Annotated in this window: 9 protein-coding genes; 8 read left to right on the forward strand and 1 reads right to left on the reverse strand. The window is 44.1% G+C overall.

Going from position 1 to position 13,340, the window contains the following annotated elements; translation table 11 throughout:
- The first annotated feature begins 256 nt into the window (after positions 1-256).
- The 3 genes from C7H79_RS03855 (at position 257) to C7H79_RS03865 (ending at position 4,457) form a co-directional block, all read left to right on the forward strand.
- A complete protein-coding gene (locus C7H79_RS03855; RefSeq protein ID WP_106705981.1) occupies positions 257-1,474 on the forward strand; it encodes a pyridoxal-phosphate-dependent aminotransferase family protein in 1,218 nt (405 codons plus the stop codon).
- A 104-nt stretch (positions 1,475-1,578) separates the two neighbouring features.
- Positions 1,579-2,574, forward strand: a complete 996-nt coding sequence (locus C7H79_RS03860) for an MraY family glycosyltransferase (RefSeq protein ID WP_106705982.1) — start codon at positions 1,579-1,581, stop codon at positions 2,572-2,574.
- Positions 2,575-2,579: 5 nt separating this feature from the next.
- A complete protein-coding gene (locus C7H79_RS03865) occupies positions 2,580-4,457 on the forward strand; it encodes a polysaccharide biosynthesis protein (RefSeq protein ID WP_106705983.1) in 1,878 nt (625 codons plus the stop codon).
- A 12-nt stretch (positions 4,458-4,469) separates the two neighbouring features.
- Here C7H79_RS03865 and C7H79_RS03870 read toward each other — a convergent pair whose 3' ends face one another.
- Positions 4,470-6,119, reverse strand: coding sequence for an ABC transporter transmembrane domain-containing protein (locus C7H79_RS03870; RefSeq protein WP_242447130.1), 1,650 nt, complete (start codon positions 6,117-6,119; stop codon positions 4,470-4,472).
- Between the two features lie 215 nt (positions 6,120-6,334).
- On the opposite strand from C7H79_RS03870, the gene rfbA reads away from it, so the two are divergent.
- The 5 genes from rfbA (at position 6,335) to C7H79_RS03900 (ending at position 13,340) form a co-directional block, all read left to right on the forward strand.
- Positions 6,335-7,267, forward strand: a complete 933-nt coding sequence (rfbA, locus tag C7H79_RS03875; RefSeq protein ID WP_106705985.1) for a glucose-1-phosphate thymidylyltransferase RfbA — start codon at positions 6,335-6,337, stop codon at positions 7,265-7,267.
- Between the two features lie 16 nt (positions 7,268-7,283).
- A complete protein-coding gene (gene rfbC / locus C7H79_RS03880; RefSeq protein ID WP_106705986.1) occupies positions 7,284-7,829 on the forward strand; it encodes a dTDP-4-dehydrorhamnose 3,5-epimerase in 546 nt (181 codons plus the stop codon).
- Positions 7,830-7,880: 51 nt separating this feature from the next.
- Entirely contained in the window at positions 7,881-9,242 is a 1,362-nt protein-coding gene (gene radA / locus C7H79_RS03885; protein WP_106705987.1) for a DNA repair protein RadA, read from the forward strand.
- A gap of 1,104 nt (positions 9,243-10,346) precedes the next feature.
- Positions 10,347-11,093, forward strand: a complete 747-nt coding sequence (locus tag C7H79_RS03895) for an alkaline phytoceramidase (protein ID WP_242447131.1) — start codon at positions 10,347-10,349, stop codon at positions 11,091-11,093.
- Between the two features lie 423 nt (positions 11,094-11,516).
- Positions 11,517-13,340, forward strand: coding sequence for a fatty acyl-AMP ligase (locus C7H79_RS03900; protein ID WP_106706060.1), 1,824 nt, complete (start codon positions 11,517-11,519; stop codon positions 13,338-13,340).

Raw genomic sequence — 13,340 nt, forward strand, 5'->3', positions numbered from 1 at the left:
TATTAGATAGTCTTTTATATCGTAGACTCGGACGAGAGCCGAAATTTTCTAAAAGTCTGTTGGGTAATGCAGGGAGAGATTCGATCTGTTTTGCAAGCAATAACGCGATCTTTCAAATTGTTATGAAAAATTCCTGGGTTATCCATGCGGATAATTTTTTGAGCATATCATGGTTTATAGTAAACTCTCGTTTCACTTGTAAAAATTAATATTTTTCAAAAATTAATCAGACTCTATTATTTATTTAGGATTGTTCATGAATACCGAAGATTTTCGTCCCGAAAAAGAAGTAAAAGTTTTTTATCCACCGCAACGGGTTCTGATGGGACCCGGACCATCAGATACGCACCCACGTGTGTTGAATGCCATGGCCCGTCCAACCCTGGGACATCTGGATCCCGTTTTTACCGAAATGATGGAAGAAATCAAAGGCCTGATGCGGTATGCCTTCCAAACCAAGAACCGCATGACATTCCCGGTTTCGGGGCCTGGATCTGTCGGTATGGAGATGTGTTTTGTCAATATGATTGAGCCGGGTGACAAGGTGATTGTTTGCAGCAATGGGGTATTTGGCGGTCGTATGATCGAGAATGTCGAGCGTCATGGTGGTGTTGCTGTGGCGGTGCATGACAAATGGGGAGAACCGGTCGATCCGCAGAAAGTTGAAGATGCGCTGAAAAAAAATCCCGATACCAAGATTATCGCGTTTGTGCATGCGGAAACCTCGACCGGCGCTTCATCGGATGCCAAAACGCTGTGCGAGCTCGCGCACAAGCATAATTGCATGACCATTGTTGATACTGTTACATCGCTGGGTGGAACGCCGATCAAGGTTGATGAATGGGGGATTGATGCGATCTATTCCGGTAGTCAGAAATGTTTATCCTGTCCTCCGGGTCTGTCTCCGGTAAGTTTCTCTGATCGTGTGACGGAGCTGGTTAAAAATCGCAAAACTAAAGTACATAGCTGGTTCATGGATATCGGTCTGCTGTTGAATTACTGGGGATCGGCTGCGCGTACTTATCACCATACTGCGCCGACCAATGCATTATATGCATTACATGAATCTTTGCTGATGTTGGCGGAAGAAGGTTTGGAGCATTCCTGGGCGCGCCATCGCAATAATTACGAGGCACTCAAAGACGGTTTTGCGACATTGGGAATGAACTATGTGGTGGCAGAGCAATATCGTCTGCCGCAATTAAACTCCGTTTTTGTACCTGCGGGTGTGGATGAAAAAGAGGTGCGTCGCCGTCTGTTGGCTGAATATAGCCTTGAAATTGGCGCTGGATTAGGTGACTTTGCTGGAAAAGTTTGGCGTTTCGGATTGATGGGTACGTCCAGCCGGATAGATAAGGTGATTTTCTGTCTGACTGCGCTTGAAGCGGTTTTATCCGATATGGGAATGAAAGTAGAGCGTGGCGCTGCTGCATCTGCGGCGCATAAGAGCTATGCTGCAAATCCAATGCTCTAAGACTATACTCCGTTAGTTGCAATAGATAATTTGAAACCACTTTCTTGTCGGGTGCGATGGGGAAGTGGTTCATTTTTTAATCTAGCACGGATGATCCGGTCATTATGGATTTGAGCTTTCCTCTATCGATAACAGTAGCAGCGCCGTTGTTATCATTTTTATTGTCATTTTTCTCCATTTTATGGTTGATTACAGTCAAAAATGACTTGTTTTTAGATCAACCCAATGAACGTTCGCTTCATCGTGTGCCCGTTTCACGCATTGGTGGTTTGGGCTTGTTGTTCGGTGTGATTGCAACCTGGTTGTGTTACTCAATTACGATACCTGATTCGGTATTAATCGGAATCGGATCGTTGATGGTAATATCATTGGCTGATGATGTGTGGCGAGCACCGATTTGGTGCCGCTTAATGGTTCAAACAGTGGTTGCCGTCTGGTTCTCCATGTCGTTATTGTTGGATGTTTATGGTTGGGGGTTTGTGGCTGGTACGGTTGTAGCGATTATCTGGATGTCGAATCTTTATAATTTTATGGATGGCTCCGATGGGCTTGCGGGTGGAATGGCCGTGATTGGGTTCGGAGTCTATGGTTGGCTTGCCTACGTGGCAGGAGCAAATGACTTTGCTGTGATAAATTTTTCAATAACTGCAGCGGCAATGGCTTTTTTAATGCACAATTTTTATCCGGCGCGCATTTTTATGGGTGATGTGGGATCGATTCCTCTTGGATATCTGGCGGCAGCTTTAGGCGTGTTGGGGTGGCTTTATCATTTGTGGTCAATGTGGATACCTGTACTCGTCTTCTTCCCCTTTATCGCAGATGCAACCGTTACACTGATAAAGCGATTATTACAAGGAAAAAAAATCTGGCGGGCGCATCGGGAGCACTATTATCAACGCATAGTGCAAAGTGGTTTTGGACATCGGAATACTGCGTTAGCGATTTACGGACTGATGCTGGCAACCGGCGCAAGTGCGGTATGGACCAATGAGCAAGATATGGCGATACAAATCCGGGTTGTGATGGTTTGGGGAAGTATATATTTAGTATTAATGGGTGTTTCTGATTGGAATCACGGAACTCATTCCGATCAAGGATAAGATAAATGTTTGCCAACCAATATGGAATTCGTACTTTTATCGCTTTTACCCACGACTTTCTTGCAGTCGCGGTCTCTTGGTGGCTGGCGTATTTGTGCCGTTTCAATTTTGAAATTCCGGCTTTGTCGGTAATATTTTTACTGCAAACCATGCCTTGGATTGTACTGATCCAAGGCAGTTTTTTTTTGTGGTTGGGGCTTTATCGAGGCTTGTGGCGTTATGCCAGTTTGCCTGATTTAAAAAGAATTGTTGTGGCGGTGGTTGCCGGCTCAGTGGCGGTTACCTTGATATTGTGGTTATGTGGTATGTTGGTCAATGTCCCTGGGGCAGTGATTCTGTTAGCTCCATTGTTATTGCTGTTGATTATGGGCGGTAGCCGCTTGATGTATCGTGCATGGAAAGAGCGTCGTCTGTACAGTCTGGAAAATTATGAAGCAAAGTTGGTTTTGATTCTGGGTGCCGGTAGCACAGCCGTTAATCTGGTGAAGGCCTTGACAGGAAGTCGGGAGTGGCATGTTGTAGGTATGCTGGATGATGATCCTCGTAAAATAGGTACGCACTTACAAGGTGTACGTGTACATGGGACGATCAATGAACTACCGCAATGGGTGCTGAAGCTGAATGTTGGACATGTGATTATCGCTATACCCTCTGTTTCTCGCCGAATACACCGTCAGGCATTGGAGATGTGTTCGGAAATCGGTGTGAAAGCAATGACGGTACCGTCATATACGGATTTGATAAGTGGCAAAACGACTGTGTCACAGATTCGTGAAATCCAGTTGGATGATCTGCTAGGCAGAGCTCCCGTGATTTTGGACGATGACGGTTTACATGGATTGCTGACAGAAAAAGTGATTCTGGTGACAGGAGCCGGTGGTTCGATCGGTTCTGAACTATGCCGGCAGCTTACTGCATTCTGCCCTGAACGTATTGTTTTTGTAGAGTTAAGTGAGTTCTTGCTCTACACCATTCAAGAAGAATTTATGGCTCGTTTCCCGACAATGAAAATGTCGTTTGTAATCGGTGATATCAAAGATCATGCGCGGATGACTCAATTATTCATGCAATATAATCCGGCAGTGGTTTTTCATGCGGCTGCGTATAAGCATGTGCCACTGATGGAGCAAGAAAATGCGTGCCAGGCTATTTTGAATAATGTATTGGGTACTTACGTGCTGGCTCAGGTGGCGATTGATTTTGCGGTGGAAAAATTTGTATTGATTTCCACCGATAAGGCGGTCAATCCTGTGAGCGTCATGGGAGCCAGCAAGCGCCTGGCAGAAATGGTGTGCCAAGCCTTACAGCAATCTATTTCAAAGAATGTAGACTCTGATCAGAGTCGCCATACCTGTTTTGTTATGGTGCGGTTTGGCAATGTTCTGGGTAGTACCGGCAGTGTTATTCCAAAATTCCGTGAACAGATTGCTAAAGGTGGTCCGATCACCATTACTCATCCAGAAATGACGCGCTATTTCATGTCCATTCCTGAGGCTGCGCAACTGGTTCTACAGGCCGGGCTGATGGGCGGTACGCAAGGTGGTGGAGAAATATTTGTGCTGGATATGGGAGATCCGGTAAAAATTGTTGATCTGGCCAATGATTTGATCCATTTGTCCGGATTGGGAGAAGGCGATATTCGTATTGTATTTACGGGATTGCGCCTGGGTGAAAAGATACATGAGGAGTTATTGGCAGCGAGTGAAAGTACGCTCCCGACACCGCATCAAAAATTACGCATTGCACAGGCATGCGAGATAGATGATCTGTGGTTGTCGGAATTGACGACCTGGCTGGATGAAGTGACTGTATTAAGCGACCAGGAAGTCCGGAATCAACTGATTAAATGGGTTCCAGAATATACCAATAAGGCAATGGAATAAGATAAATGGATGCTAATGACTGATTATACGTTTCTCTTGCGTTAATTGAGAATGGCCGAAGCTTTTTAAGTTTTCTGTAATACATCCATGTTCCAGAACGACAATTCGATCGATCCGTTTTAATTGTGGAATCTGTTGATTGAAAATCAATGTGGTACGATTTTGCATCAATCTTTCCAAAGGAGAAAGCAGGTTTGCGGAATCGGAATCTTGCGTTGCAAATACTTCATCCAGAATTAATATCGGAGCATTTTTAACAAGTGCCCGTGCGATTGCAAGTTGCATAATTTGCTTCTGACTGATTTCATTGCCATTCTTGGTAATTAGAGTTTGTAATCCCTCAGGCATTTTCCGGATAAATTCCATAGCATAAGAAGCATGGGCAGCAGCAGTAATTTTCGCTTCATTGGCGCATCGCATTGCACCGTAAGCGATGTTGCCCGCAATGCTTTCGTCGAGCAAAAAGGTGTCGGCCGTCACTAGGGCAATATTGGCATATATATGATTTAACTTGATTTGGCTGAGCGGATATTCGTCCAGTAATATTCTGCCGCTAGCGGGTTGTCGCAATCTGAGTATCATATCAATGAATGCATTTTTTTCCACATCAGTATAACCGGTGAAAACAATGATCTCAGATGGCCTAATCGTCAAGCTAATATGATTCAGGATCGGTTTTATTTGGATAGGGTCATTGAAGCGCACTTGCTCAAATACCAATTTGCCACGAAAGTGCTGAATACTGATAGTGCCTATATCCTGTTCTGGGGTCAAATCAAGAAACGAGAAAATGGTTTCTATCATTTCCTGGTTATGTTCAAATTGTCTGGGAATGCCTGCTATGCGCAGAATCGGGAAAATCAGGAGTACTGCAATTGCTATTAAGGCACCTGCTTCGGATAGGCTCAGTGCACCATTTATAACCTGTAATGCCATAATGTAAGTAGCAGCAGTTAGTATCAGTGCGGTGATAAGTTGGCCTGAAGAAATAGCGATGGCTCTGATTTTTTCAGGTTGCATTTCGGCGTGAAATAGATTCTCGGAGATGTTACCGAGGCGTTGACGTTCGTCAGCCTGCCCGTCATCCAGTCTGATTTTTCGGTAATGCTTGACTGACTGTGTAAGTTGGTCGGTCAGATTTCTCAAGTGCAATGAGTTAGTTTGATTAGTTTTGTTGAAATGACTGCGGATCATTTCATGCATTAATATGGTGAATGCTGCTACTAGCAGCAATAGCAACGAGAATTCCTGGCTGAGATAGAGCGTGCAGATCAATAATCCAATGATCGAAAGAGAATCTTGTACTAACAGAGCAAGGTGACGAACTGTGACATGGGAGATCTTGTTGATATTATTAATTAACAGGTCAATTTGATTGCTGTGATTAAGATGAGTGTAAGAATCAACTGGCAATGACAGAAGTTGGTCAAAAAAATCCATACGCAAATCAGTCTCCAGTTTTCCACTGATCGCGCTGACAAAATAAATACTGATGTAGCCAAACATCCAACGTACGACAAATAATGTAACGATTGCCAGTGAGGTCTGTTGTATCAATGATGGATCCTTCAGAAGGAACGCACTTGCTAGCATTTGTTCAACCAGTATGGGTAGAAAAGCCATGCTTGCGGCCAGGATCAACATGGCAAATAATACGCGCAAGAGTAATTTCCAATAAGGTACAAGCTTTTTGAGTAAGCGGAGGTAGAGTTGAGAAAGGATCATAATGTGTAATTCTACATCAACATACTGTGATTACTGCATCGTGTAATTTTCTGGAATAAAAACCAGATATAGTACAATCACCATTCCTTTCTAATGAGCGAGCACGGATGGAGACGAACATTAATAAGTTTGAGAACATCACGATGTTATGAATGCCAATATTAAATATTACTGATAGAAAAAAAGACTTTTCAAGAGATGTCATTCCTCGACGCAAAGGAATCGTACTTGCGGGTGGCTCCGGGACACGGCTTTATCCGGTTACGCAGACGGTATCCAAGCAGTTGTTGCCGGTATTCGATAAGCCCATGATTTATTATCCGCTTAGCACATTGATGCTGGCAGGTATTCGAGAAATTCTGGTAATTTCAACGCCGCGTGACGTTGGCAATTATCAGCAATTATTGCGTGACGGAAGTCAATGGGGATTGAGTATTACCTATGCAGAACAACCTTCACCCGATGGCCTGGCGCAAGCCTTCCTGATTGGCGAATCGTTCATAGGTAATGATTGCTCAGCGCTGGTATTGGGCGATAATATTTTTTATGGGCATGATTTTCATCATTTGCTCTTGAGCGCGATGCAGCGTATCAAAGGGGCCAGTGTTTTCGCCTATCACGTGAACGATCCGGAACGTTATGGCGTGGTCGAATTTGATGCGACGGGCAAGGTAGTGAATCTGGAAGAAAAGCCCAAAGACCCTAAATCACCATATGCGGTAACAGGACTCTATTTTTATGATCAGAATGTGGTTGATTACGCCAAAAGCCTGAAACCTTCCAGTCGCAACGAGCTGGAAATTACCGATTTGAATCGCATATATCTTGATCATTCCGCGCTTAATGTTGAGATTATGAGACGCGGTTATGCCTGGCTGGATACAGGTACGCATGAGTCCTTGCTTGATGCAAGTCAGTTTGTTGCCACGATCGAACGTCGGCAGGGATTGAAAATTGCCTGTCCGGAGGAAATCGCATTCTTGCGCGGTTGGATAAGTGCGATGGAATTGGAAGCGCTGGCAACGCCGTTGGCAAAGAATTGCTATGGTCAGTACCTGTTGCATGTGTTGAAACGTGAATTTTGACTGAGGCGTATATTGGATGAAATCGACCCCACTTACAATTCCGGATGTTCTGCTGATTGAGCCCAAGGTTTTCGGCGATGAACGCGGATTTTTCTTTGAGAGTTTTAACCAACGCAGTTTTGAATCGGTTGCGGGAAAATCAGTGCAATTTGTGCAAAGCAATCATTCGCGCTCTGCGCGTAATGTTCTGCGTGGCTTGCATTATCAAATTAAGCAAGCGCAGGGGAAACTCGCGCGTGTGATAGTCGGGGAAGTATTCGATGTGGCCGTGGATCTTCGCCGATCTTCACCAACATTCGGAAAATGGGTGGGTGGAATACTGAGCGCTGAGAACAAGAATCAATTATGGATTCCACCGGGATTTGCGCATGGCTTCGTAGTATTGTCCGAGTACGCCGAGTTTTTGTACAACACCACTGATTACTGGGCACCCGAACATGAGCGCTGTATTGTTTGGAATGATCCAACTTTGGCTATTAACTGGCCGATTACCGAATTACCGGTGTTGTCCGACAAAGATGCGGGTGGTGTTTGGTTCGACTCGGCTGAGGTCTATGATTAACTGGCAATTTTTAACATCTAAATTGCGAGCTTAATCGAATTTCTCTGAACTATGGTCAAACAAAAAACCATTTACTCGTGCACTGAGTGTGGTGGACAAATCCTAAAATGGCAGGGTCAATGTCCCCATTGTCAAGCCTGGAATACTTTGGTGGAAACGCTCGCAGAGCAAGTTGTGTCGCGTTTCAGCCCCGTATCGGAAATCGGTCAAGTACAAAACTTAAGTACTATTGAGGCTCGAGAAGTTCCGCGCTATCCGACCGGTATCCAAGAACTGGATCGGGTGCTGGGAGGCGGATTGGTGCATGGCGGCGTGGTGCTGTTGGGTGGAGATCCAGGGATCGGTAAATCGACTTTGTTGCTGCAAGCATTATCTTTTATGTCGATGCAGTATCCGGTGTTGTATGTCAGTGGTGAAGAATCCGCACAGCAAGTGGCAATGCGTGCTAAAAGACTGGCATTGAATGTGCAATCTGTAGATTTGTATGCGGAAATTCAATTGGAGAAAATCCAGGCCGTACTGTCTGAATGCAAACCGTCGGTGGCGGTTATCGATTCGATCCAGACTATCTATTCCGAGGTGCTGCAATCCGCACCAGGATCGGTTGCACAAGTACGTGAATGCGCAGCGCAATTGACCCGTTTGGCCAAATCGAGTGGTACCTGCATTATTTTGGTGGGCCATGTCACCAAAGAAGGTGCTTTGGCTGGCCCGCGTGTGCTGGAGCATATGGTCGACACGGTGTTGTATTTCGAAGGCGAGATGCATTCCAGTTTTCGCTTGGTTCGCGCGTTCAAAAATCGTTTTGGTGCGGTTAATGAGCTTGGTGTTTTTGCGATGAGCGAGAAGGGGTTGCTCGAAGTGAAGAATCCATCGGCCTTGTTTCTTTCACATCATGACAAGCAAGTGCCGGGATCATGCATTATGGTTACGCAAGAAGGTACGCGTCCGCTATTGGTTGAAATTCAAGCTCTGGTCGATGAAGCACGCTCACCTAATCCGCGACGACTCTGTGTCGGATTAGAACAAAACAGGCTGGCGATGTTGTTGGCGGTGTTGCATCGTCATGCAGGCATTCCTTGTTATGATCAGGATGTTTTTGTCAATGCCGTAGGCGGCGTGAAAATTACTGAACCAGGTGCGGATCTTGCAGTAATGTTGGCAGTGGTTTCGTCTCTAAAAAATAAACCAATAGCGGAAAAGATGATTGTGATTGGCGAGATTGGATTGGCAGGAGAAATACGCCCGGTGCAGCGTGGGCAAGAACGTCTCAAGGAGGCCGCGAAGCTTGGCTTTAATCAAGCTATTATTCCAATGGCCAATAAACCCAAGCAGATCATAGCAGGCATTAACGTCATTGCCGTTGGCAGAATTGGAGAGGCCGTTGCGCAGATGTATTCAGATAATTTGTAAGTTATTGAATGATAATTACAGATAAAAAATATGCCAATCAGTGCTTACCTCCTGCAGAAAAAATGAGCGGGCTGTCCCAGGTATGTGGAGAAAAAGCTTCAGCCAGAGTAATTAGAATGGGTATGGTCACCAGCGCGGTAATTCGCTGAATTGAGTTGAAATATTGATGAAGCAATAATATTGCGATAAAAATTGTCACAAAAACGCAAGTACTGCCAGCATAACTACGAACAAACCTTTCCTTTGTAAAATTCGCATAGGTAGTATTTTCTTTGCAAATCTTATGCCTGTTGGTTTGACAAGGCCATCTCTCACGCCATTGGCAATAATTGTAATCATAATTAACGGTAGCATATCGTGACTTTCGAGGTAAACTAATAATGAAATGAGTGCTAAATAACTGGCGATGAACTTTGTATAAAGCTAAATAGATGTAACTGGCCTATCTTCTGTTCTATCAAACGAACGAAACATTACTGAAAGTGGCCTAATTTTATCCCTTAAAGGTGCTGCAAAGAATGTCAAAAATATGAGTGCACGCAATATCCATGGAAAATGTTGCTGCGCTATATGTGTTCAATCGTTGATGACAATGCCATTGGAAGAAAGAAAAATACGAAATGATTTGTCTTTCGTGTGTAGTCAATTTTAAGATTTCGATATATTACCAATAATCCGTTTATATAATGACTTGAAGATAGTAATGCGTAAGTGAAAGCGTGATGCAACCAATATTCTAGGGGGATACTCGTGCGACTCTGGAAAATAAAATTGCATTTTCTCCTGTGAGTATTCGTTTTTCCTGTATGCAAAAGATTATAAATGGCCAGTCGACATGGGGCTCCACGCAAAAACAGAGCTGCCACCAATAATTGTTGTGTGATATAGGTCCGTTGTGATTAATTCATGTATTTCTGTTGATTAAAAACTCACAGCTTATATGGATAAAGAAGGCCTTGAGTCATTAAAATTTGTGTTGGTTTTTAACAATGTCGCGGCAGCGCAGGTAATTTCTCGCTGGTTTGATAAGGAATTCAGAATGATGCCATGTTTTTTCGGATGAACATGCGGCGACATCTTTGGTTGATATGCGGACTATCAGTTGTGATCTTTATAATAGCTATGCTGCTCCCGTCCGTTCCACAGCCGGTCGAATATCACGACTTTGCCGATCAGCGTAGCTTCCTTGGTATTCCTAATTTCAACGATGTAATATCCAACTTGGCTTTTTTGCTCAGTGGCGGCGCTGGTCTGATGTTCCTTTGGCGAGTTCAGAAAACTCCAACGCAAACCGCATTTTATAACCTCAAAGAAAGTCTGCCATACTGGGTGCTGTTTTTAAGCGTAACTTTGGTCGCATTTGGTTCCATTTATTACCACTGGGCGCCGGATATCGATCGTTTGTTGTGGGATCGGGTACCCATTGTCATTGCCATTGCCGCGCTTCTGTCCGCGACGCTGATCGAGCGGATAAGCCCAGTCATAGGCTTTAAGGCATTACCTGTATTGGTGGTTTTGGCGATGATGAGTGTATTGTATTGGTATTGGACCGAACAGCAAGGCATTGGCAACCTGAACTTTTATATCGTTATGCAATATTATTCGATCCTGTTGATAGTCTGGATCTGCTCGCGCTTCCAATCGCGCTACAGCTTTGGCAATGATGTCCATCAGGTTATGGTGTTGTACGCGGTTGCGAAAGTGGCAGAGTTTTTGGATCGACCGATATTTGCCTGGACAGATGGCTGGATTAGCGGGCATACGCTAAAACACCTGATTGCTGCGTATGCCGCTTACCGGATTGTGCAGATATTGCGTAAGAGATTTTATTTTGATGGGGTTGTGCTATGAATTCCTTCCCTAAAGAATATCGTGACGTTCCAGACTAAGGTTTTGTATATCAGTTGCAGAAAGAGGAGAATGAATGTTCGAGGCATCAATGTCGACTCTGAAAAAGGATCGATCAAAAAATCGATAGAACCAAATTGTAAATCGATCAGCGTTCTCATAGCTCTATTTGAACAAATGTTGTATTGGTACAACACCAATCTAATATTGCCTTGACAGTAAAAAGCACCTTATATAAGCTTCTGAGTGGTCAAATATGACACACTTATATTTGTTAAGCAATGTCAGCGGTAGGCGTTTAAATGAAAATTTCCAGCCAGAAAAATATGTATTATTTAAAATTGAATATAAAAATTGGCACGCTCAACCGAGTTTCTTGCAAAAAAAAAGAAAAATGACAAGTACAATTACTTCGAGGGGAAGATCTTGAGTTCGACAATAACCAAGTTGAACGCTCCGCTAACGCAAGCGTTTGATTTTCAGCCTTCAAGCGAATTGCATCTAACACCGACACCGACACTCAATACGCTAATTCAGCAGTTAGCTGGTTTTGATACACTAACAAGCGCTTTAGAATATGCAGCGAAGGGGATAACGGGGTATAATTTTTATGACGCGAAGGGAAATGTACGTTCAGTTTTGCCATACAAGACACTTAGGCAGAACGCTCGTATTTTAGCTCAACGTATATCTGGCTTTGATTTGCCCGGTGGTAGCCGGGTTGCAATCATCGCTGATACCTCCCCGGAATTTGTTGAATTGTTTTTTGCGTGCCGCTATGCCGGGTTAGTTCCATTTGCAATGCCAGTTCCAGTTAATCTTGGAAGCCATGCAATATATGTACAGCAATTGAGAGGTATGCTTGAAAGTAGTCAGGCGAGTATTGCGCTAGCTAATATTGATTACATTAATTTTCTTGAAGAAGCCGTAACGGGTGTTGCCAGCATACGGTGGGCAGGGACGCCAGGAAAATTGAGTGAGCTTCCTGTCAGTGATGTTGTGTTGCAACCTAATGATCCTGATGAGACTGCATATTTACAATTCACATCGGGCAGTACTCGTACCCCGCGGGGTGTGGTTATAACCGAGCGCGCCTTGATGTGTAATTTGCAAGGGATCGTGCGTAACGGTTTGGAAATTAAACCTGATGATCGTTCTGCATCCTGGCTGCCGTTTTATCATGATATGGGATTGGTTGGGCTGGTTCTGGCTCCAATGGTTACGCAGATTTCAGTTGATTATTTAGCGACGAGGGATTTTGCAATTCGTCCTTTACAGTGGTTGCGCTTAATCAGTCGGAATCGCTGTACGATTGCATTCAGTCAACCATTTGGCCTTAAGCTATGTACTCTTCGTGTACGGGAATCTGATCTTAATGAATTAGACTTAAGTTGTTGGCGAGCGGCTGGTATTGGCGCAGAAATGATTCGCCCTGAAACTTTAAGAAACTTCTCCGAAAAATTTGCATCGGCAGGTTTCGATGAAAGTGCCTTTTTGCCATGCTATGGACTTGCAGAATCGACACTTGCTGTTACATTTTCAAAAATTAATCAGGGATGTAATAGTCTGAAAGTGGATAGTAAGACGCTGATTGATAAGAAATTGGCTGTAAGGCTGCAAGCTGATGGTAGGAAGCAGAATGAATTTGTAAATTGTGGACGTCCACTGCCTGGGCATATCGTTAAGATAGTTGATGAGGATGGCCATCAACTATCTGAAATGATGGTTGGCAGTGTGCTGGTGAAAGGTGATAGCGTAATGACTGGCTATTACAATAATCCGGAAGAAACGAGCAAAGCACTTAGGCCTGGAAATTGGCTGGATACCGGTGATATTGGTTTTCTGTTTGAAGGTGATTTGTTTATAACTGGACGTCGCACCGATGTGATTATCGTTAACGGTCGCAATATTCGAGCGCAAGATATCGAAGAGTTGGCTGAGCAGCAACCAGAAGTTAGATCACGAGAGGCATCTGCTTTCGGAGTCAATGGTGAAGATGGTACAACGACGATTGTGCTGGTAATTGAATGTAGGCTTACCTCTACACCAGAGCGTCAGTCATTGGTTACCAGATTGCAACAGCTTGTTTATATGGCATTTGGAGTCAATTGTGTGGTTGAGCTTGTGCCACCACATACTCTGCCAAGAACTTCGTCTGGTAAGCTTTCGCGTTTTGCGGCTAGACAAGGGTATATTCAAAGAACGAAATTGGTAGATCAATTATCTTTTGTAGAGTCTGGTGACAGATAA

The organism is Nitrosomonas supralitoralis (genome assembly GCF_003011925.2).
Taxonomy (GTDB): Bacteria; Pseudomonadota; Gammaproteobacteria; order Burkholderiales; family Nitrosomonadaceae; genus Nitrosomonas; species Nitrosomonas supralitoralis.

Bases quoted from the DNA above. Each gene is read 5' to 3' on its own strand.
- C7H79_RS03855 (WP_106705981.1), top strand. From the start codon at position 257: ATGAATACCGAAGATTTTCGTCCCGAAAAAGAAGTAAAAGTTTTTTAT.
- C7H79_RS03860 (WP_106705982.1), top strand. From the start codon at position 1,579: ATGGATTTGAGCTTTCCTCTATCGATAACAGTAGCAGCGCCGTTGTTA.
- C7H79_RS03865 (WP_106705983.1), top strand. From the start codon at position 2,580: ATGTTTGCCAACCAATATGGAATTCGTACTTTTATCGCTTTTACCCAC.
- rfbA (WP_106705985.1), top strand. From the start codon at position 6,335: ATGCCAATATTAAATATTACTGATAGAAAAAAAGACTTTTCAAGAGAT.
- rfbC (WP_106705986.1), top strand. From the start codon at position 7,284: ATGAAATCGACCCCACTTACAATTCCGGATGTTCTGCTGATTGAGCCC.
- radA (WP_106705987.1), top strand. From the start codon at position 7,881: ATGGTCAAACAAAAAACCATTTACTCGTGCACTGAGTGTGGTGGACAA.